This window comes from Halorubrum californiense DSM 19288, from assembly GCF_000336875.1.
GTDB classification, from domain to species: Archaea; Halobacteriota; Halobacteria; order Halobacteriales; family Haloferacaceae; genus Halorubrum; species Halorubrum californiense.
Window position 1 is genome coordinate 163,505 of the sequence record NZ_AOJK01000036.1, and the last position, 21,269, is coordinate 184,773.

Sequence of the window (21,269 nt, forward strand, 5' to 3'; positions counted from 1 at the left end):
CAAACCCCTCCGGCTGTTGGAAGGGGTGTATGCAGCCGCTCGAACCTGCGGAGGTGATCGTCGCATGACCCGCGAACTGACCGAGATCACGGTCGTCGGAGGAGACAAGACCGGACTCATCGCGCGGGTCACCTCCCTGCTGTTCGAGCGGGGAATCAACATCGAGGACCTCGATCAGGCGGTCCGCGAGGGCGTCTTCCGGATGACGACCCGCGTCGACGCGTCGGAGATGGAGACCTCCCGCGGCGAGCTACGCCGCGCGCTCGCCGAACTCGGCCGCGAACTCGACGTCGACATCCAAGTCCGGTTCCCGAGCGACCGCGACGCGCGACGCGTCGCCCTGCTCGTCACGAAGGAGACGCACGCCCCGGAGGCCCTGCTGGAGGCCGAGGCCAACGACGAACTGGCCGACGACGGCGCCGAGGCGGAGATCCCCGTCGTCATCGGCAACCGCGGCGACCTCCGGTCGCTGGCGGAGCGTTACGACAAGCCGTTCTACGACGTGGGCGACGGCAACGGCAACACCGACGAGGAGCGCCTGCTCGACCTGCTGGCCGAGTACGACGTGGACCTCATCGCGCTGGCCCGGTACATGCGCATCCTCTCGCCGGAGGTCGTCTTCCGGTACGAGGGCCGGATCATCAACGTCCACCCCTCGCTGCTGCCGGCGTTCCCGGGCGCGGAGGCGTACCGGCAGGCGAAGGACGCGGGCGTCCGCATCGCGGGCGTCACCGCCCACTACGTCACGACCGACCTCGATCAGGGGCCGGTCATCGCCCAGCGGGCCTTCGACGTGCCGCCGGGCGCCGACGTCGACGAGATCAAGCGCCGCGGGCAGCCCCTCGAAGCCGAGGTGCTGCTCGACGCCGTGCGCCTCCACCTCGCGGACGCCATCGCGGTCCACCGCGGCACCGTCCACGTGCGCGAGGACGCCGACGTCGACGCGCAGTTCGGGCTGAGCGACGCCGCCGTCGACGCGAACCCCGACGAGCCCGTCGACGGCGAGCCGCTCGGCCGGTCCCCCGTGTCGCCGTCGGACGACTGAGCGGCCGCGATCGGACCGGCCGAGCCGGACGACTCTGACGACTCGGGTTTCCCCTCGGTTCCTTTTATGCGGACGTGAGCGAAACGATTGACGATGACCGGGCGTCGCCCGCGGACGGAATTCCTCGCAGACACCGCCGCGGTCGTCCGCAGCGACGAGCGGCTGATCCCGCTTTTCCTGCTGCTGTCGCTCGCGGCGCTGGCCGTCTTCCTCCACTACACGACCCTGATCTTGGACGGGCTTCCCCAGCCGCTCCCGACCGAGCCGATCGGGCCGTGATCCGCCGTCTCAGTCCGGTCGGCGGTCCGCGGGTGGTTCTGCCTCGTGGTCCCCGGTCTCGCGGTCACCGGTCTCGCCGCCTTCGGCGGTCCGCGTCGCCTCGCCGCCCTCGGCGGTCCGCGTCGCCTCGCCGCCCTCGACGGTCCGCGCCCCCTCGCCGATCTCCTCCATCACGCGGGCGTGGAACTCGCGGAGGACGGCCGACTCGTCGTCGGCGATGACGGTGTCGGAGTCGACGAGCGTCGCCAGCCCGAACGCGAGCGGGCTCGGCGAGTCGACGACGCGGTGTTCGACCGTCAGGTCGCCGCCGGCGATCCGGCCGACAACGTCGCGGATTCCGTCGACGTCCAACCGGTCCTCCAACAGCTCGCGGTACGTCTCCTCCAACACGGCGAACTCCTCCAACTCGGCAGCGAACGACAGCAGCATCTCGGCGGACACCTGCTGTTCGGCGGCCGACTTCTCGTACCCCTTGTAGCGTTTCAAGATCAACAGCGCGCGCCCGGCGTTGATCCGGAAGTATCGCTGGAGCAGGTCGGTCCCCTGGACCGCCTCGCGGAGGTCCTCGCGGACGGTCTCGGGGTCGAGGTCGGCCAGAATCCCCGCCACGCCGACCTTGCGGTTCAGCGGCAGCGCGAGCGAGAACCCGCGGTCCGCGACCGCGACGGCGACGTTGGCGTCGGTCCGGTTCGCCACCGCGGCCGCGACGAGCCGCGAGAGGCCGTCGTTGAACCGCCGCCCGTAGGTCGAGTGGACGTAGAAGCGGCGCTTGTACTCGTTGCGGTCGAGTTCCTCCTCGACGACGAGGCGGTCGGGCGTCGAGACCGAGTCCGGGCCCGCGTACCGGACCTGCTCGTCGTACATACGGGCGAGCGCGCGGACCGCGTTCTCGTCGAGGGGGAAATCCCGGAGCCACGCGCGGACCGCAGCCGGGCCGGCGCTCGGGCGGTCGCCGGCCAGCCGGTCGAGGAGTTCGGCCTGAAACGCCAACACCTCGCGGGCGAGGTCCGCGGAGAGGGGGAGGCGCTCGGCGAACCACGAGGGAACCGTCGGACGCTCGCTCGTGCGGTCGACGTACACCTTCGAGCCGCGCCGGTAGCGGAACCCGAACCGCTCGCCGCCCAGGGCGAACACGTCGCCCGACTCAAGCGTGTCGAGGTACGACTCGTCGAGAGTGCCGACCCACTCGTCGTCGCGCGTGAACACGTCGCACGTGAACGAGTCGGGGATCGTCCCCACGTTCGTCATGTAGATGACCCGCGCGAGCCGCCCGCGCTTCCCGACGAGCGTCTCACCGACTGGGTACTCGGGGTAGTGGTGTTCGCCGTCGGGCGGGTCGTTCTCGTCGCGCCACACCTTCGGGTAGACGTTCTTGTCTTTCAGCCCGTCGTAGTCGCCGGTAAGATACCGGAATAGCCGCTCGTACGCCTCGTCGTCGAAATTGCGGTAGGGGTGCGCCCGGCGCAACACCTCCCGGACCTCGCTGTCGGGCCGGATCCGGTTGATGGCCATTCCGTACACGTGCTGGGCGGCCACGTCGTAGGCGCCCTCCGGCGGGAACACGCGGTCGACGAACCCGTCCTCGGCGCGAGCGAGCAGCGTCGCGCACTCGACCAGTTCGTCGCGGTCTAGGGCGAACACCCGCCCTTCGACCGTCTCGCCCGGGCTGTGCCCCGCGCGGCCGACGCGCTGGAGCAGCGCGGCGACGGACTTCGGCGAGCCGACCTGAACGACCAGATCGAGGTGGGGCATGTCGATGCCGAGTTCGAGGCTCGTCGAGGTGGTGACCACGTCGAGGTCGCCCGATTTCAACCCCTCCTCGACGCGGGTGCGCTGCGCCTCGCCGAGGCTCCCGTGGTGACAGCCGGAGTCCGACTCGTCGTATTCGAACCGCTGGCGGAGCTCTTGGAGCGCCCGCTCGGCGCCCGACCGAGAGTTCGTGAAGACGAGCGTGTTCTCGTGGGCCTCGATCAACTCGTGAAGCGACTCGTAGAAGCGGTCGGTCACCGCCGACCGCGGCGTGTGGATCAGGTCGGCGGCGGGCGTCCGGAGTTCGAGGTCGAACTCGCGGGCGAACCGGGCGTCGACCACCTCGCAGGGACGCGTCTCGAATCCCTCGGCGTCGCCGACCTCGCCCGTGTCCCGCTCGCACCCGACGAGGAACGAGGCGATCCCGTCGAGCGGTTCGACGGTCGCCGAGCAGCCGATCCGGGTGATATCGCCGGGCGCGTGCGGCTCCGGACCGTCGCCCGCGTCGTCCTCTCCAGCACCCTCGTTGCGCGTCAGTTCCGTCAGCCGCTCCAGCGACACCGAGAGGTGCGTGCCGCGTTTGTTCGCCGCCAGCGAGTGGATCTCGTCGACGATCACGTACTCGACGGTGCGGAGCTTCTCCTTGAACTTCGGCGAGTTGAGCAGGATGGCCAGCGTCTCCGGCGTGGTGTTGAGGACGTGGGGCGTCTCCGAGAGCATCGCCTGCCGGTCCGCCTTCGAGGTGTCGCCGTGGCGGATCGCCTGCCTGACGCCGGGGTCGTCGGCGCCGTCCGAGGCGGCCTCGGCATCTCCTCCCGCGTCGCGGGGCGCGCTCTCCGCCTCCGCGGCGGCGACCGCCTCGCCGATCCCCGCCAGCGGGGTCTCGAGGTTGCGCTCGATGTCGTTCGCGAGCGACTTCAGCGGCGAGACGTAGAGGCAGTAGACGGAGTTCTCCAGCTCGCCAGCGCGGTCGCGCGCGAAGAGGTCGTCGAGGACCGCGAGGAAGGAGGCGAGCGTCTTCCCGCTGCCCGTCGGCGCGGCGACGAGGCAGTTCTCCCCGTCATCGACGTGGGGGATCGCCTCGCGCTGCGGCGGCGTGAAGAGCCCGCCGTTCTCGCCCACGTACTCGCCGAACCGCTCGACCCACCAGCGCCGGACCGGCCGGGAGAGCCGGGCGAGGACGTCGGCGTCGGCGATCCGGACCGTCTCCGGGTCGAAGTCGGGGTCCGCGACCGCGCCGCGTTCGACCGCGTCGCCGAGGAGCGTCCGCGCGGCCGCCTCGGCGTCGCGGTCCGTGGTCTCGCTCACGGACTCCACGAAGGCTCCGGGAGGGAAATCGGTTGCGTCGATCCGCGTCGCCGTCCCTGCGTCCCGGCTGAGGCGCCGTTCGTCGGCCGGCGGAAACGGGTGGAACCGACTCGTTTATTTGACGCGCTTTCGTGGCGCAACACACATGAGCGGCACCTCGCCGGAGCCCGACCGACGGATCGACCGGAACCTGTTCGTCACCGTCTCCGGCCCGCCGGGCTGCGGGGCTACGACGCTCGTCGAGGGGATCGCCGAGGCGCTCGACTGCGGCTACGTCTCGGGCGGCGAACTGTTCCGCGAGATCGCCGCCGAGCGGGACATGAGCCTCTCGCAGCTGATCGCCGAGACCGGCGAGTCCGAGGAGATCGACCGCGCGCTCGACCGCCGGCTGCGCCGCATCGCGGAGAAGTGGGGCGCCGCGAACAAGGCGTTCGTGCTGGAGTCGCGGCTCGCGGGCTGGATCGCCGGCAACCGCGCCGACATCCGGATCTGGCTCCACGCGCCCGACGAGGTCCGCGCGGACCGCACGGCCGAGCGGGAGGAGATGACCTCCGAGATGCAGGTCCGCGAGGTCATCGAGGAGCAGCGCTACAAGTCCTACTACGGCATCGACCTGTCGGACCGCTCCATCTACGACCTCGTCGTCAACACGGGTCGGTGGGACGCCGAGGCGACGCTGGACCTCGCGCTCACCGGGATCGAAGGGTACGACGTCGAGGCCGACGAGGGCGCGTTCGACACGCCGGACTTCGAGATCTGAGCGGCCGCGGGGACGGAGCGACGACGGCCCCGGTCACAGCCCTTCGACGCGCCGGAGCGCGCTCCGGACGTCGCCCGGCGTCGCGTAGGGTCCTCCGCTCACTCGGTGGTCCGGCAGCAGGACGGGGATCGGATTATCGTTGAGCGCGGCGGTCACAGTTTCCAAGTCGTCCGGGTCGTCGGGGTCGAACCCGCCGAGCCGCGCGAGCCGGCTCACGGAGACCTCCTCGCCGTACGGGACGCTCCGGAGCGCCTCCAGCACCTCCCGCTGGTCGGTCGGCACGGTGAGGCCGAGCGCCACCTCGGCGAACTCGTCGCGCTCGCCGCTCAGGTACGCGTCGATCCGGTCCAACAGGTCGTGGTCGGCGTCGGCGTCTCCCGGCGGCTCGGCGGGGAACGACACCGAGATGACGCGACCGCCGGCGAAGCCCACCTGAACGGTCCGGCCGATCTCGTCGAACCCCCGGGCGAAGACGCCGGACGTACCCGCCGTATCCATATCCTTCATTGGACGGGTGAATCACTTAAGTCATCGCCCGAGGAGGAGTTCGCACCGCGGGCGCCCGGGAGGAACTGACCGTCGGCTCGAACGCGGGTACCCCCGCAAGTCTTATGAACAGATACGTACATTAGTGTATAGTAATGGACGATCCAGACGAGTTGGCGCCGGCGGTCCGGTCGATCCTGTCCGCCGCTCGGGAACGCACGGGCGCGAGGGCGGACGCGGGCGGACCCGTCTCGGTCTCGCCCCGCGACCTCTCGGCCGCGCTCGAACGGGCCGAAGCCGACGGGCGCGTCCCGCTGATCGCCGAGGTGAAGCCGACGAGCCCGACGACCGAGGGCAGCCGCGAGGACGACCCGGTCGCGCTCGCTGAGGGGATGGTCGCCGGCGGGGCGGCCGCCCTGAGCGTGCTCACCGAGCCGGAACACTTCGGCGGCAGCGTCGACACGCTCGAACGCGTGCGCGACGCCGTCGACGTGCCGGTCCTCCGGAAGGACTTCGTCGTCGACGAGGCGCAACTGGACGCCGTCGAGAGCGACGTCGTGCTCCTGATCGCGCGGTTCGTCGGCGACGACCTCCCGGACCTGCTCGCGGCCGCCCGCGACCGCGGCTTTCAGGTCCTCGTAGAGGTCCACGACCGCGACGAACTTGCGCGCGCGCTCGACGCCGGCGCGACGACGATCGGCGTGAACAACCGGGACCTCGCGGAGCTCGTCGTCGACCTCGGAACCTTCGAGTCCGTGGCGCCCCACGTTCCGGACGACGTGACGCTGATCGCCGAGAGCGGCATCGCATCGCCCGCCGATGTCCGGCGGATGCGGGCGGCAGGCGCCGACGCCCTGCTCGTCGGGAGCGCGATCATGGACGGCGACGTCGAGGCGAACACGCGCGAACTGGTGCGGGCGGAGGCCGAAGCGGGCGACCGAACGGATTCGAGCGACGAACGCGACACCCGAGACACCACGGAGACACCCACATGAGCGAGACCGACACGCGGACGACGAAGGAGATGAGTCGACGCCCCGGCCGCGAGCGCGGCCGCGACGACGGGAAGTTCGGACAGTACGGCGGCCAGTACGTCCCGGAAGCCTTGATGCCGGCGATCGAGGAGCTGGCGGACGCCTACGAGCGCTACGTGCTGAACAACGAGGACGGGTTCATGGACGAGTTCCGGGAGCGCCTCGCCGACTTCGGCGGGCGGCCGACGCCGCTCCAGCGCGCCGACCGGCTCTCGGAGCGCTACGATACCGAGGTGTTCCTCAAGCGCGAGGACCTCCTCCACGGCGGCGCGCACAAGCTGAACAACGCGCTCGGGCAGGTCCTCCTCGCGAAGTACATGGGCAAAGAGCGCATCATCGCTGAGACCGGTGCGGGCCAGCACGGCACCGCGACGGCGATGGCGGCGGCGCACCTCGACATGCCCTGTACGATCTACATGGGCGAGCGCGACATCAACCGCCAGCGCCCCAACGTGTTCCGGATGAAGCTCAACGGCTCGGAGGTGAAGCCGGTCACGACCGGCCGCGGCACGCTCAAGGAGGCCATCTCCGAGACGATGCGCGACTGGGCCGAGACCGTCGAGGACACGCATTACGTCATCGGATCGATCGTCGGCCCGCACCCGTTCCCGGTGATGGTGCGCGACTTCCAGGCGGTCATCTCCGAGGAGGCGCGCGAGCAGGCGATCGAGAAGACGGGCGGGCTCCCGACCGACGTGGTCGCCTGCGCGGGCGGCGGGTCGAACACGATGGGGACGTTCGCCGACTTCGTCGACGACGAGTCCGTCGCGCTCCACGCGGTCGAGGCCGGCGGCTCGACGCTCCAAGTCGACGAGGAAGAAGGCGTCGCGCCCAACTCCGCCTCGCTGTACACCGGCGACGAGGGCGTCCTCCACGGCGCGCGGACGAAGCTCCTCCAGGACTCGGACGGGCAGATCATGGAGAGCCACTCGATTTCCTCCGGGCTCGACTACGCCGGCGTCGGCCCGGAGCTCGCGTACCTCGTCGACGAGGGGCGCGTGGAGCCGGTCGCCGTCGACGACGACGCCGCCCTGGAGGGGTTCCACCGGCTCTCGAACACCGAGGGGATCATCCCCGCGCTGGAGACGGCCCACGCCTTCGGCTTCCTCGAAGAACACCACGAGGAACTGGGCGATCGGGTAGTCGTGAACGTCTCCGGACGCGGCGACAAGGACCTCGACGCCGCCATCGAGGAGACCGACCAGCGCGACGTGGCGAACGCGCCCGACATGTCGATGTTCACGGAGGGGATCTGAATGGCGGAGCCGGCCAACTCGGCTGCGATCGGCGAAGCGTTCGCCGACGGCCCCGCCTACGTCCCGTACCTCGTCGTCGGCGACCCGGACTACGAGTCGTCGAAGGCGTACGTCGAGGCGCTCGACCGGGGCGGCGCGGACGTGATCGAACTCGGGCTCCCGTTCTCCGAGCCGATCGCGGAGGGGTCGACGATACAGGAGGCGCTCGTCCGCTCGCTCGACGCGGGGATGACGCCCGACCGATTCTTCGCGTTCGCGGAGGAGTTGGACGTCGACGCCGCGTTGGTCTGTATGACGTATTATAATCTGATCTATCAATACGGCGAGGGCGAGGGCCCGCGTCCCTTCGTCGAGCGCGCCGCCGCAGCCGGCATTGAAGGGCTCGTCGTTCCCGACCTCCCGGCCGAGGAGGCCGACCCGCTGCGCGAGGCGTGCGACGAGTTCGGGCTCGACCTCGTCTTCATCGTCGCGCCGACGACGCGCGCGGACCGCCTCGACCGGCTCATGGAGCGCGTGTCGGGGTACGTGTACGTCCAGGCGCGGCTCGGGACGACCGGGGCGCGCGACGACGTCTCCGACCAGACCACCGACAGCCTCGACCGGCTCCGCGAGTACGACGTGCCGAAGGCGGTCGGCTTCGGCATCTCGACCGGCGACCACGCCGAGCGCATCGTCGCAGGCGGTGCGGACGGGATCATCGTCGGCTCGGCGCTCGTCGACGTGGTCGCCGACGGGGTCGAGAACGACTTGTCGACCGGGGAAGTCGCGGACCGCTTGGAGGCGCTCTCCCGCGAACTGAAGGCTGGCGCGGAGCGCGGCTACCGCTCTCGGACCGAGCCGGTCGAGTCCGCCTGAGCCGAAACGGACCAATACGTCCCCGAACGAAACCGACTTACCTTCGATTGCCACACTCTCACACAACGACCCACCCCACAATGACAGCAGGACTCTCGGCACGACTCGACCGCATCTCCACGAACGACCGATACCTCATCGTCCCGATGGACCACGGGATCACGATGGGCGCCGTCGAGGGGCTCGTCGACATCGAGTCGACTATCGACGGCGTCACGAGCGGCGGCGCGGACGCGGTGCTCACCCAACGCGGGATAGCCCCCCGAGTCCACGAGAACAAGAACGACGCGGGCTACATCGTCCACCTCAACGGGTCGACGACGATCGGCCCCGACGAGAGCGACAAGCGCGTCACCGGCACCGCCGAGGACGCGGTCCGCGCGGGGGCCGACGCCGTCTCCTTCCACATCAACGTCGGCTCGAAACACGAACCGGACCAGATCGAGGAGCTGGCGGATCTGACCGCCGACGCCGAGCGGTTGGGGCTCCCCGTCCTTGCGATGGCGTACGCGCGCGGCGAGGGCGTCGACGAGTCCGACCCCGAGGCGCTCGGCCACGCCGTCCGGCTCGCCGAGGAACTCGGCGCCGACGTGGTGAAGACGGGCTACTCCGGCGACGGCGACTCCTTCGAGCGGGTGACCGAGTCGACCCGCCTGCCGGTCGTCATCGCCGGCGGCTCGAAGGGCACCGACCCCGAGACGGTCGAGATGGTGCGCGGCGCGATGGACGGCGACGCGGCCGGCGTGTCGATGGGGCGGTCGATCTTCCAGCACGACGACCCCGAGGGGATCGCGCGAGCGGTCTCAGCGGTAGTCCACGACGACGCGGGCGTGGACGAGGCGCTGCGGGCGGGCGGGCTCATCGAGGCGTAACGGGGTATTCGCGTTCCGGGTCAGCAGGCGACGCGGACCTTCTCCTCCGCCTCGGGCTCCCCGACCGGACCGTCGGCGTCGACCGCCTGCTCGACGTGGAAGACGCTCACCGCGGTCACGTCGCGGTCCGTCCGCTCACAGAGGTACGACGCCACCGGCCGATACCGGGATTCGCCGGCGTGCTTCATTCTGAACCCGAACTGGTTCCAGAGGGTCGTCGGATACGTCTCCGCGGCGTCCGGCGGCCGGTCGTACGTGACCGCCCCGCCGTCGCGCAAGTCGATCGAGTCGCCCGATTCCAGCGTGGCGGAGACGACGTACCAGCTCGACGCGTCCGGGGGATTGGGCGCGAAGAAGGACCAGCTCACCTCCGACAGCTCGCCGGTCGACTCCGAGGCGGGGAGGTCGACGAGCCCGACCCCCGCCGCCTGCCACCACACGAGCGCGAGGAAGAAGCCCACGAGCAGCGCGGCGGTCCCCACCCTGATCCCGCGGCGGGCCCGAGACCGGGTCGGAGACGCGGCTCCGGGGTCGGTTCCGCCGTCGCTCCGGTGCGTGCGATCGGGGCCCGTGAGCGGCGCGGACTCGCGGAGTTCCGACGTGACGGCCTCGACGCGGTCCCACGCCTCGGGCGGGAGGAACAGCAGGAGGATCGCGGCCATGACGAACGGGAACACGCCGAGCCGCATCGTCGCGGCCATGCCGAGGTGCGCGGCGACGAACGCGAGGGTGGCAGCGGTCCTGAGCCGTCCGGTCGCGACGACCAGCACGGGTGACACCGAGAGGAGCGCGATCCACGACCAGTTTATCGCCGTGAGGACCGCAGCCTGCTCCGAGAAGAGCGGGCCGAGCCCGACGGTGAACTCGCCCAACTGGAAGATACGGGGGACGGCGACGCCCGACACCCACGCGTCGCTCCGGTACTTCGAGACCGCGTTCGCCGCGTATATCGACACGAGCGTCAGCAGCGTGACCGCCGTCCCGACCGAGCAGATCCGCGAGTCGAGACGACTCTGCGGGTCCGTACCGAGCGACCAGCGGGCGTCGAGCGGGAGGAAGAGGCTCAGGAGCAGGAACACGACGAGGATCGTGTTCCCGCCGTTGATCACGTACGGGTTCCGAGCGTACAGCGAGGCGAGCAGGATCAGACTGAGGCCCGTCGCCGCTCGCGTTCGATACCCGACCAGCAGGCAGCCGGCGGCGAGGACCGCGACCGCGAGCAGGCCCGTCTGTACCCACGCGGCCCCGGAGATCGCGTACAGCGAGGCCTCCGACAACAGCGGGAAGGTCTCCGCCAGCGTCGAGCGGGGAAGGACGCCGCCGTCCACGTAGAACGCGCCGACCGCCGGCAGCCGATATATCAGCAGGTCGGCGAGGACGAACAGCGCTACCGCGATCCGGAACGCGCCGAGCGCCCGCGGGTCGATACCGAAGTGCGGCGCGGCGCGCTCGCGGACGGACTCGCGAGCAGCGGCGTATCGGGACCCCGCGTTCTGGAGGGGCTGGCTCGGTGGCGTCATTCGGCAGTGTGACTCGAATGATCCAATCTCTGTGGTAAGTGCTTTGTCGTCTTCGGGCCCCCGTCGGTCGCAGCACACGACCCTTTCGCAGTTTTCAAGCCGGCGCGACGCGAGGTTTCGACAATGACACGCACGGTCTGGGTCAAGGCCGACGGCGACGTCGGCGACTGGGAGGCGCGCAAGCGACGGGTCACGACGGCCATCGAGGCCGGGGCGGACTGGGTGCTCGTCGACGAGGGCGACGTCGGCCGCGTCCGCGAACTGGGCGACGTGAACGTGGCGGCGTTCCGCTCCGACGCCGACGTGATCGACGACGCCGAGAGCGACGTCGAGGCCGACGCCTACTTCGTCGGCAAGGGCGGCGAGGGCGACGGGACGGTGTCGATGCCGGACGACTTCTCCGGGTCGGCTGACCTGACGACGCTGCGCCGCCGCGACGACCGCGCGCAGGGCGCGTACGTCCGCGTCCTCGGCACCGAGTACGAGGAGTTCGCCGAGGCCGCGGCCGACGAGGCCGATTTCACCGTGGTCATCGGCGAGGACTGGTCGATCATCCCCTTGGAGAACCTCATCGCACGGGTCGGCGACGAGACCCACCTCGTCGCGGGCGCGACGACCGCCGCGGAGGCCCGGACCGCGTTCGAGACGCTGGAGATCGGCGCCGACGGCGTCCTCCTCGACGCGGATTCGCCCGACGAGATCCGCGGCGCTGTCGAGGCCCGCGACGCCGCGGACCGCGAGACGCTGGACCTCCAGCACGCCGAGGTGACCGAGGTCGAACAGACCGGGATGGCGGACCGCGTCTGTATCGACACGGGGTCGCTGATGGACGACAGCGAGGGGATGCTCGTCGGGTCGATGTCGCGGGGACTGTTCTTCGTCCACGCCGAGACCGCGGAGTCGCCGTACGTCGCCTCGCGCCCGTTCCGCGTGAACGCCGGCGCGGTCCACGCGTACGTCCGCAACGCCGAGGGCGGCACCAACTACCTCGCGGAGCTGTCGAGCGGCGACGAGGTCCAAGTCGTCGACACCGACGGCCACACCCGCGAGGCGGTGGTGGGGCGGGGGAAGATCGAGAAGCGCCCGATGTTCCGGATCCAGGCGGAGGTCGAGACGGAGGACGGCACCGACCGGATCGAGACGCTCATCCAGAACGCCGAGACCGTGAAGATCGCGACGAGCGAGGGGCGGAAGGCCGTCACGGACGTCGAACCCGGCGACGAGGCGCTCGTCTACTACGAGGACGTCGCGCGCCACTTCGGTGAGGCCGTCGAGGAGAGCATCATCGAGAAGTAGGCGTCGCCGTCGCGCGGCGACCCACGATCACGGACTGAGAACCGGCCGGGATCGTGTCGACCAGAACGCATTTCCGAAACACTCCTGATCCCATCTCCATGGCAGTTGTTAACGAGACAGGTCGTCGTGTCGCCGAACAGGGGTTCGTCGATCGGATTCAACACCTCGCGGGCGCCGCGAACCCGGCGTTCGCGGCCGGGAGCTTCCTCGTGCCGTTGGCCTTCCTCGCCGCGAGCCTCGCGCTCGCGAGCACCGAACTGCTCTTCTACACGCACGTCGCCGCCGGCGCGGTCTGGTTCGGCTTCGCGATCATCTTCCCGGCGATCATCGGCCCGACGCTCGGCGGGCTCGACGAGGAGGCGTCGGCCGCGGTGAACCGGACGCTGATCCCGAAGGCCGTCTTCTTCCTCGTCGGCTTCTCGCTGACGACGGTGCTGTCCGGGACCGTCCTGCTGACGCCCGACCTCGGACTCGGCTACGGCTTTGGCGGCACGTGGTCCGGCCTCGCGCTCGGGCTCGGATGGGGGCTGTTCGCGTTCGGACTGGCGGTCCCGCACCGGCTCCAGCTCAGCGCGTACTACGAGACGCTGTCGCCGGACCCGGACGCCTCGCGGCTCGAATCGATCGAGAAGAAGAACCTGATCGTCGGGCTGTTCGAGGGGGCCGTGATGCTCGCGATCATCGTCCTGATGACCGGCTTCCGGCTCGGCCTGTGACCCACTCGTCCGGCCGGAGCACTCTCCGGATACGAGGACTGTAACTCGTCGGGGACAGGGCGTCGGTGCGACCGTGTGGGTCGAGCCCGATGTAATATTCATTATCCCTGGACTCGTTCCACGACCATGGGACGCGCTCGTCGGGCGGTCGTTATCGAGACGCTCCACGATGTCGCGACGACGATTCAGACCGAGGAGACCGTCACGGGCGTCTGTGAGCGGACCGTCGCGGCGGCGGCCGACCTCCTCGATTTCAACCTGTGTACCATCGTGATACGGGACGGCGAGTGGCTCGTCCCGCGCGCCACGTCCGCGGACGCGCCGTCGGACGGGAGCCAGCGGATGCGCGTCGACGAGGGGCTGGCCGGGAAGACGTATCAGACGGGGGAGTCGTACACCGTCGCCGAGGTCACGCCGGACGACGAGACGGTGCCGGCCGACGCGTCGTACAGGTCCGGAATCAGCGTGCCGATCGGCGACCACGGAGTGTTCCAAGCGGTCGAGACGACGGCGGGCGCCTTCGACGAGGACGACATCGAGCTAGCCGAGCTACTCGTCAGCCACGCCGCGACCGCGCTGGATCGGCTCGACCGGGAACGAGAGCTTCAGCGGCAGAACGAGCGGCTCGACCAGTTCGCGTCCGTGGTGAGCCACGACCTCCGGAACCCGCTGAACGTCGCCAGGGGTCGGCTGGAACTCGCCGCCGAGGACTGTTCGAGTCCGCACCTCGACCCGGTCGAGGAGGCCCACGAGCGGATGGAGCGACTCATCGACGACCTGCTGCTGTTCGCGAAGATGGGGTCGGAGACGCTCTCCGTCGCGTCGGTCGACCTCGCGACGCTCGCCGCGGACTGCTGGGACCCGTTCTCGACGGCGACGGCCACGCTCGACGTCGAGTGCGACCACGCCGTTCGCGCCGACCGCGCCCGGCTCCGCCAGCTCCTCGAGAACCTGTTCACAAACGCCCTCGACCACGGTGGCGACGATGTCTCCGTGACCGTGGGCGAGTTGCCGCAGGGCTTCTACGTGGCCGACGACGGTCCGGGAATCCCGCCCGGGGACCGCGACGACGTGTTCACCGCCGGCTACACCTCCGGCGACGACGGCACCGGATTCGGCCTGTCGATCGTCTCGCAGATCGCCGACGCTCACGGGTGGGACGTGGCGATGACCGAGAGCGCGTCCGGCGGATCTCGGTTCGAGATCCGGGGCGTCGACGTCGTCGAACAGTGAGAACGCGGGTCGCGCTCGCGCCGAATCAGATCCCGTACAGCTCGCCGTACTTCTCGTCGACGTAGTCGAGGAAGGCGTCGGCCGAGAAGTCGTCGCCGGTCGCGCGCTTCACCAGTTCGTTCGTCTCGTAGCGGGAGCCGTGCTGATGGACGTTCTCGCCGAGCCAATCGTGGAGGTCGTCGAACTCGCCCTCGGCGATCTCGTCGTCGAGGTCGTCGATCGCTTCCTCGGCGGCCTCGAACAGTTGGGCGGCCATCACGGAGCCGAGCGAGTAGGTGGGGAAGTAGCCGAAGTTGCCGTGGCTCCAGTGGATGTCCTGAAGGCAGCCCTCGCTGTCGGTTTCGGGCCGGATGCCGAGGTACTCCTCGTACTTGTCGTTCCACACCTCGGGCACGTCCTCGACGTCGAGGTCGCCGCGGATCAGGTCGCGTTCGATCTCGAACCGGATGACGATGTGGAGGTGGTAGGTGAGCTCATCGGCCTCGACGCGGATGAAGTTGTCCTCGTACACCTGGTTGAACGCCTCGTAGGCGTCCCGGACCGTCGCCTCCTCGGTCTGCGGGAAGTGCTCCTGGAAGACGGGGAGGAACTCCTCCCAGAACGCCTCGCTGCGGCCGACGTGATTCTCCCAGAGGCGCGACTGCGACTCGTGGACCGAGAGGTCACGCGACGTGCCGAGCGGCGTGCCGAAGTGCTCCTGCGGGAGCCCGAGGTTGTACTGCGCGTGGCCGAACTCGTGGACCGTCGAGCCGACGGCGCCGAGCGGGTCGGTCTCGTCGAACCGAGTGGTCACCCGGCAGTCGAACTGGTTCCCGGAGGTGAACGGGTGCGAGGAGACGTCGAGGCGGCCGCGGTCGAAGTCGTAGCCGACGAGTTCGAGCGCCTCGCGCGAGAGCGCCTCCTGGTCGTCCTCGGGGAAGGTCCCCTCGAACGTGTCGACGGCGAGGTCGACGTCCGACTCGCGGATCTCGTCGATCATCGGGACGAGCGCCTCGCGGAGCTCGGTGAGGATCGACTCCGCGCGCTCCATCGAGAGGCACGGCTCGAACTCCTCGAAGAGGACCTCATAGGGGTCCCGGTCGGGGTCGATGTGCTCCGCGTACTCCCGTTTCAGCTCGACGTGTTTCGCCAGATAAGGGGCGAACGTCTCGAAGTCGTCCTCGGCCTTCGCCTCCTCCCACGCCTGGAGCGCCTCGGAGCCGGTCTCCGAGATCTCCTCGACGAGCTCGACCGGGACGGCGTCGGCGCGCTCGTACTCGCGGCGGACCTCCCGGACGACCGCCGCCTGCTCGTCCGTGAGGTCGGCGTCGTCGAGCTCGTCGAGCAGCTCGCCCGTCTCGTCGGCAGTGACCATGTCGTGGTGGACCGAGGAGAGCGCGGAGAGCTGCTTCGACCGGGCGGGCGTGCCGCCCTCGGGCATCATCACCTGCTGGTCCCACCCGAGGACCCCGGAGGCGCTGCCGACCGCGTTCCACCGCTGGACGCGGTCGAGGAGGGCCTCGTAGGCGTCCGGTGCGCTCGCTGACTCGTCTGGCGCGGCTTCCGTTGCCATACGTTACGGATCGACCGCGGCCGTTAAGAAGGGACCGGAGTCGGAAGCGAGGGTCCGAAACGCGGACCGCGGATCCGGGCTCGTCGCGTCCGCTGTTCGCCGAGCGCGGGATATATGTCCGCCGCCGCGGAAGGGCCTACACCTGATGTCCGACGACGACTTCATCGACCTGCGGTCCGACACCGTCACGACGCCCTCCGAGGAGATGCGCGACGCGGCCGCGACCGCGGAGGTCGGCGACGACGTGTACCGCGACGACCCGACGGTCAACGAACTGGAGCGCCGAGCGGCCGAGGCGGTCGGCACCGAGGCCGCGCTGTACGTCCCCTCGGGGACGATGGCGAACCAGATCGCTGTCCACGCGCACACTGAACCGGGCCAAGAGCTCCTCTTGGAGCGCGAGTCGCACATCTACCGGTGGGAGCTCGCGGGCGCGGCCAAGCTCTCCGGCGTCCAGACGCGGACGATAGACGCCGGCGAGCGGTGCGTCCCGACGCCGGAAGAAGTCCGCGAGGGGCTCGTCGACGAAGACCTCCACCGCCCCGGGACCGGGCTCCTCTCCTTGGAGAACACGCACAACTACCGCGGCGGCGTCGCGGTTCCGGTCGACCGGATCGCGGCCGCGGCCGAGGTCGCGCGCGACGCCGACGTGCCGGTCCACCTCGACGGCGCGCGCGTGTTCAACGCCGCCGTCGCGCTCGGCGTCGACGCGAGCGATATCGTCGCCCCCGTCGACAGCGTGACGTTCTGCCTCTCGAAGGGGCTCGGCGCGCCGGTCGGCTCGATCCTCGCCGGCGACGAGGACTTCATCCAGGACGCCCGACGGGTCCGGAAGCTGTTCGGCGGCGGGATGCGGCAGGCGGGGATGATCGCCGCGCCCGCGCTCCGCGCGCTGGAGAACGTCGACCGCCTCTCGGAAGACCACGCAAACGCGGAGCGGCTCGCGGCCGGCCTCGACGCGCTCGACGGGGTCGACGCGCCCGAACCCGACACCAACATCGTCGTCGCGAACACCGAGGCGGCCGGCATCGAGGCCGAGTCGCTCTACGCGGCCTGTAAGGACGCCGGCGTCGGCTGCGTCGAGTTCGACGACTACGCGACGCGGTTCACCACGCATCTCGACGTCGACGAGGCCGACGTCGACGAGGCGGTCGACCGGATCGCGGCCGTCGTCGACGACCTGCGGGACTGAGCGCGCCGCGAGCAGCGCCGCGCCGATCGGGGGCGGCGCGACACGAAAACGTTCAATTCGACGGGCGACCTACGGTGTGACATGGACGCACAGGCAGCCGGCACGGACGCGCGGACCGGTCGAACCGTGGTGAACGCCGCCCACCCCTGAGGTCGTCGGCGTGGACATCAGCGGGCGCCACGAGGAGGACGGCGAGTACCTGATGGTCGCGGCCGCGGTCCACGCGCGGGTCGACTCCGCGCGGATCCGGTCGGTGGAGGGGATTGGGTTCGCCGCCGCGCACGAGGGGCCGACGCTGGAGGCGACCGTCGCGCTCGCCGCGGAGGCGGTCGGGGACCTCCCGGCCCCGCCGGACGGTCCGATCGTCGCGGAGGGCGGCGAGTTCTACGAGGAGCCGGCGAGCCGCGTCGGACTCAGCTTCCAGCCCGACTTTAAATACGTCGAGAGCATAGGCGAGCGCGAAACAGTGCAGGCAGCACACCACGCCGCGTACGCCGCCCGGGACCTCCTCCGATGAACGGGGGAACCGGGCGGGCGGACGCCGACGCCGAGCCGCCGACGGAGGGACGCCGCGCGGTCGTCGCGAAGCGCGTCGACTCCGGGGAGGCCGACCTCTCCGAGATCGGTCAGCTCGCGGCCGCCGCGGGCTACGAGGTGGTCGGCGAGCTCACCCAGACGCGCACCGAGGACGCCGCGTTCATGTTCGGCGAGGGGAAGGCCGCGGAGCTGCGCGACCTCGTCCGACGCGCCGACGCCGAGGCGGTGATCATCGACAACGACGTGGGCCCGTACCAGACGTTCAACATCGGGGGCGAACTCCCCGAGGGCGTCGAGGTGGTCGACCGGTTCACGCTCATCCTCGAGATATTCGGCCAGCGCGCCAACACGCGGAAGGCGCAGCTCCAGGTCGAACTCGCGGAGCTGCGCTACGAGCTCCCCCGGGCAGAGGCGAAGGCGAGCCTCGCGAAGCGCGACGAGCGCCCCGGGTTCATGGGGCTCGGCGAGTACGACGAGAGCGTCGAGCGCGACATCAAACGGCAGATCTCGGAGATCCGCGACGAGCTGGCGTCGATCGCGGAGAAGGAGGAGGCGCGCCGCGAGCAGCGCCGCGACTCCGGCTTCGACCTGGTCGCGCTCGCGGGCTACACCAACGCCGGGAAGTCGACGCTGATGCGCCGGCTCGCGGACGAACTGGCGATCGACGAGAACGCCGAGCGCCACCGCGACCTCGACACCACCGCCGAGTCGCAGGACATGCTGTTCACGACGCTCGGGACCACCACGCGCCGCGCGGAGATGGAGAAGCGCGACGTCCTCCTCACCGACACGGTCGGGTTCATCGCGGACCTCCCCCACTGGCTCGTGGAGTCGTTCGAGTCGACGCTCGACTCCGTCTACCGCGCCGACCTCGTGCTGCTCGTCGTCGACGCCAGCGAACCCGTCGAGGAGATGCGCGAGAAGCTCGTGACGAGCCACGACACGCTCTACGAGCGCAACGAGGCGCCGGTCGTCACCGTGTTCAACAAGATCGACCGGCTCGAACCGGGGGCGCTCGCGGACAAGCGCGCCGCGCTCTCCGGCGTCGCGCCCGATCCGATCGCCGTCTCGGCGAAGACGGGCGCGGGCGTCGCGGAGCTTCGCGACCGCGTCGAGGGCGAACTCCCCGACTGGGAGCGCGAGCGGCTCGTCCTCCCCGTCTCGGACGACGCGATGAGCCTCGTCTCGTGGGTCCACGACCACGGACACGTCGCCGAGGAGACGTACGCGGGCGACCAGGTGACGGTCGACTTCGAGGCCAAGCCGTCGATCGTGGCCCGCGCCCGCGCGAAAGCGGCCGACGTCTCGACGCCGCCGGAAGAGTCGGTCTGACGCCCGGGACTGGACGGAGAGCGGCGACCGTGGGCGGGGGACGCTCGGTCCGCGGGTACCCGGACAAAGTATACCTTTCTGCGCCGGCCATTGGAGGCCATGGACGACCCCGGGACCGACGGTCGGCTCGTCGAGGGGGACGAGGACGCCGTCCCGCCGTCGGCCGACTTCCGGACGCGAGCCGCCGCGGGCGACCCCGCGGTGTACGAGCGGTTCGACCGCGAGGGCCCGGAAGCGTGGCGGGCGGCCGCGGACCTCCTGACGTGGGACCGCGAGTACGAGACCGTCCTCGACGACTCTCAGCCACCCTTCTACGAGTGGTTCCCGGACGGCCGGCTCAACGCGTCGGTGAACTGCGTCGACCGCCACCTCGACGACCGCCGGAACCAGCTCGCGATCCGCTGGTTCGGGAAGCTGGGCGAGCGCCGGTCGTACACGTACCTCGACCTCCACCGCGAGGTGAACGCGGTCGCGGCCGGGCTCCGCGACCTCGGCGTCGAGGAGGACGACGTGGTCACGCTGTACCTGCCGATGATCCCGGAGCTACCGATCGCGATGCTGGCGTGCGCCCGGATCGGCGCGCCCCACAACGTCGTGTTCGCGGGGCTGTCGGCCGAAGCGCTCGCGACGCGGATCGACGCGGCTGACTCCGAGTTCCTGATCACCTGCGACGGCTACTACCGGCGCGAGGACGCCTTCAACCAGAAGTCGAAGGCGGACAACGCGCGGATCCGCGCCGAGAGCGAGCCGTCGGCCGCGGTCGTCGTCGACCGCCTCGGCGACGAGCTGGCCGTCTCGCTCGGCGACGACGAACACGAGTACGACGCGCTCGTCGACGCGCACGACGGCGAGACGGTCGAGCCGGTCGCCCGCGACGCGACCGACCTGCTGTTCGTGATGTACACCTCGGGGACGACCGGGCGGCCGAAGGGGGTCGAACACGCCACGGGCGGCTACCTCTCGCACGTCGCGTGGACGACGCGGAAGGTCTTGGACGTGCGCCCCGACGACACCTACTGGTGCGCCGCCGACATCGGCTGGATCACCGGTCACTCCTACGGCGTGTACGGCCCGCTCGCGACCGGGACGACCACCGTGCTGTACGAGGGGTCGCCCGACTACCCCGACCGCGACCGCGTCTGGGACCTGATCGAGCGCAACGCGGTGAGCGTCTTCTACACCTCGCCGACGGCGATCCGGTCGTTCATGAAGTGGGGCGCGGAGTACCCCGAGTCGCACGACCTCTCGTCGATCCGCCTGCTCGGGACGGTCGGCGAGTCGATCACCCCGAAGGCGTGGCGCTGGTACCGCGAGCACGTCGGCGGCGGCGACGCCCCCGTCGTCGACACGTGGTGGCAGACGGAGACCGGGGCCATCGCGCTCGCCACGCTCCCCGGGATCACGCCGATGAAGCCGGGGAAGGTCGGCCCGCCGCTGCCGGGGATCGACGCCCGCGTGGTCGACGAGGACGGCGAGCCCGTCGCCCCGGGCGAGTCGGGGTACCTCACGCTCGCGTCGCCGTGGCCCGGGATGCTGCGCGGCCTCCGCGAGGGCGACGAGCGCTACCTCCGGGAGTACTGGCTGGAAGGGGAGGACGGCTGGCGCTACCGGACCGGTGACGGCGCGACGGTCGACGAGGACGGCTACGTCACGATCCTCGGGCGCGTCGACGACGTGATCAACGTCCGCGCCCAGCGGTTCAACACCGGGGAGCTGGAGGCGGCCATCGTCGACGCCGACGGCGTGACCGAGGCCGCGGTCGTCGGCGACGGCGACGGGCACATCGTGGCGTACGTGACGACCAAGAGCGGCGTCGAACCCGGCGAGGCGCTCCGCGACGCCATCGCGGACCGGCTGGCGAGCGCCGTCGGCGACGTGGCCCGCCCGGACCGGATCGTGTTCACTCCCGAACTCCCGAAGACGCGCTCCGGGAAGATCATGCGACGGCTGCTGGAGGACATCGCCCGCGGCGAGGAGTTCGGCGACGTGAGCGCGCTGCGTAACCCAGAGGTCGTCGGCGAAATCGAGTCGACGGTCAAGGGAACGCGGAACTGACCGCGGCGTCCGTCGCGGCCCGCGCCCGGGCCGCGGCGCTCGCGGATCGGTATTATTTCGCAGCCGAGCTGAGAACCGAAACCGATTGCTCGGTGACTGGAACCGTGTAGCGGGTCGTCTGGACGGAGCGGCCACTCCGGCCGTTACGGTCGCGGTTACCGGAACAGTTTTGTTTCGGCTGCTTGTTGAGTT

At 70.3% G+C, this 21,269-nt stretch carries 18 protein-coding genes; 14 read left to right on the forward strand and 4 right to left on the reverse strand.

Annotated elements, in window-relative coordinates; genetic code table 11:
* Positions 1-64: 64 nt before the first annotated feature.
* Positions 65-1,045 carry a formyltetrahydrofolate deformylase gene (locus tag C463_RS07505; RefSeq protein WP_008442486.1) on the forward strand — a complete coding sequence of 327 codons (981 nt, stop codon included), beginning with the start codon at positions 65-67 and terminating at the stop codon, positions 1,043-1,045.
* 93 nt (positions 1,046-1,138) lie between these two features.
* Complete coding sequence (locus tag C463_RS07510; RefSeq protein WP_008442488.1) at positions 1,139-1,324, forward strand: hypothetical protein; 186 nt, start codon at positions 1,139-1,141, stop codon at positions 1,322-1,324.
* A gap of 9 nt (positions 1,325-1,333) precedes the next feature.
* Here C463_RS07510 and C463_RS07515 read toward each other — a convergent pair whose 3' ends face one another.
* Positions 1,334-4,390 (reverse strand): ATP-dependent helicase, encoded by a 3,057-nt coding sequence (locus tag C463_RS07515; RefSeq protein ID WP_008442490.1) that lies wholly within the window; start codon positions 4,388-4,390, stop codon positions 1,334-1,336.
* 136 nt (positions 4,391-4,526) lie between these two features.
* On the opposite strand from C463_RS07515, the gene cmk reads away from it, so the two are divergent.
* Entirely contained in the window at positions 4,527-5,141 is a 615-nt protein-coding gene (gene cmk / locus C463_RS07520) for a (d)CMP kinase (RefSeq protein ID WP_008442491.1), read from the forward strand.
* 33 nt (positions 5,142-5,174) lie between these two features.
* Here the strand turns inward: cmk and C463_RS07525 are convergent, their stop codons facing one another.
* A complete protein-coding gene (locus C463_RS07525; protein ID WP_008442493.1) occupies positions 5,175-5,639 on the reverse strand; it encodes an MGMT family protein in 465 nt (154 codons plus the stop codon).
* Positions 5,640-5,782: 143 nt separating this feature from the next.
* Here C463_RS07525 and trpC point away from each other — a divergent pair, with 143 nt between their 5' ends.
* The 4 genes from trpC (at position 5,783) to C463_RS07545 (ending at position 9,644) form a co-directional block, all read left to right on the forward strand.
* Entirely contained in the window at positions 5,783-6,622 is an 840-nt protein-coding gene (trpC, locus tag C463_RS07530) for an indole-3-glycerol phosphate synthase (protein WP_008442495.1), read from the forward strand.
* Positions 6,619-7,917 (forward strand): tryptophan synthase subunit beta, encoded by a 1,299-nt coding sequence (gene trpB / locus C463_RS07535; protein ID WP_008442498.1) that lies wholly within the window; start codon positions 6,619-6,621, stop codon positions 7,915-7,917. The genes trpC and trpB overlap by 4 nt, the downstream gene beginning before the upstream one ends.
* Positions 7,918-8,772, forward strand: coding sequence for a tryptophan synthase subunit alpha (gene trpA, locus C463_RS07540; protein ID WP_008442499.1), 855 nt, complete (start codon positions 7,918-7,920; stop codon positions 8,770-8,772).
* A gap of 80 nt (positions 8,773-8,852) precedes the next feature.
* On the forward strand, positions 8,853-9,644 hold the full coding sequence (locus tag C463_RS07545) for a 2-amino-3,7-dideoxy-D-threo-hept-6-ulosonate synthase (RefSeq protein WP_008442500.1): 792 nt from the start codon (positions 8,853-8,855) through the stop codon (positions 9,642-9,644).
* Between the two features lie 20 nt (positions 9,645-9,664).
* On the opposite strand, the gene C463_RS07550 is transcribed toward C463_RS07545, so the two are convergent.
* Positions 9,665-11,164: an HTTM domain-containing protein gene (locus tag C463_RS07550; protein ID WP_008442501.1), complete on the reverse strand. Its 1,500-nt coding sequence runs from the start codon at positions 11,162-11,164 to the stop codon at positions 9,665-9,667.
* A gap of 123 nt (positions 11,165-11,287) precedes the next feature.
* On the opposite strand from C463_RS07550, the gene C463_RS07555 reads away from it, so the two are divergent.
* The 3 genes from C463_RS07555 to C463_RS07565 all read left to right on the forward strand — a co-directional run bounded on the left by C463_RS07555 (position 11,288) and on the right by C463_RS07565 (position 14,409).
* A complete protein-coding gene (locus tag C463_RS07555; protein WP_008442502.1) occupies positions 11,288-12,460 on the forward strand; it encodes a 3-dehydroquinate synthase II in 1,173 nt (390 codons plus the stop codon).
* A gap of 98 nt (positions 12,461-12,558) precedes the next feature.
* On the forward strand, positions 12,559-13,176 hold the full coding sequence (locus C463_RS07560) for a hypothetical protein (protein ID WP_008442503.1): 618 nt from the start codon (positions 12,559-12,561) through the stop codon (positions 13,174-13,176).
* 126 nt (positions 13,177-13,302) lie between these two features.
* Positions 13,303-14,409 (forward strand): GAF domain-containing sensor histidine kinase, encoded by a 1,107-nt coding sequence (locus C463_RS07565; RefSeq protein WP_008442509.1) that lies wholly within the window; start codon positions 13,303-13,305, stop codon positions 14,407-14,409.
* A gap of 25 nt (positions 14,410-14,434) precedes the next feature.
* Here the strand turns inward: C463_RS07565 and C463_RS07570 are convergent, their stop codons facing one another.
* Positions 14,435-15,961: a carboxypeptidase M32 gene (locus C463_RS07570; RefSeq protein ID WP_008442510.1), complete on the reverse strand. Its 1,527-nt coding sequence runs from the start codon at positions 15,959-15,961 to the stop codon at positions 14,435-14,437.
* Positions 15,962-16,106: 145 nt separating this feature from the next.
* On the opposite strand from C463_RS07570, the gene C463_RS07575 reads away from it, so the two are divergent.
* From C463_RS07575 to acs, 4 genes are all read left to right on the forward strand, one after another.
* A complete protein-coding gene (locus C463_RS07575) occupies positions 16,107-17,153 on the forward strand; it encodes a threonine aldolase family protein (protein ID WP_008442511.1) in 1,047 nt (348 codons plus the stop codon).
* Positions 17,154-17,313: 160 nt separating this feature from the next.
* Complete coding sequence (locus C463_RS07580; RefSeq protein ID WP_008442512.1) at positions 17,314-17,670, forward strand: DUF2209 family protein; 357 nt, start codon at positions 17,314-17,316, stop codon at positions 17,668-17,670.
* Positions 17,667-19,022: a GTPase HflX gene (gene hflX, locus C463_RS07585; RefSeq protein WP_008442513.1), complete on the forward strand. Its 1,356-nt coding sequence runs from the start codon at positions 17,667-17,669 to the stop codon at positions 19,020-19,022. The genes C463_RS07580 and hflX overlap by 4 nt, the downstream gene beginning before the upstream one ends.
* Before the next feature lie 99 nt (positions 19,023-19,121).
* Positions 19,122-21,077 carry an acetate--CoA ligase gene (acs, locus tag C463_RS07590; protein WP_008442514.1) on the forward strand — a complete coding sequence of 652 codons (1,956 nt, stop codon included), beginning with the start codon at positions 19,122-19,124 and terminating at the stop codon, positions 21,075-21,077.
* Positions 21,078-21,269: the final 192 nt, after the last annotated feature.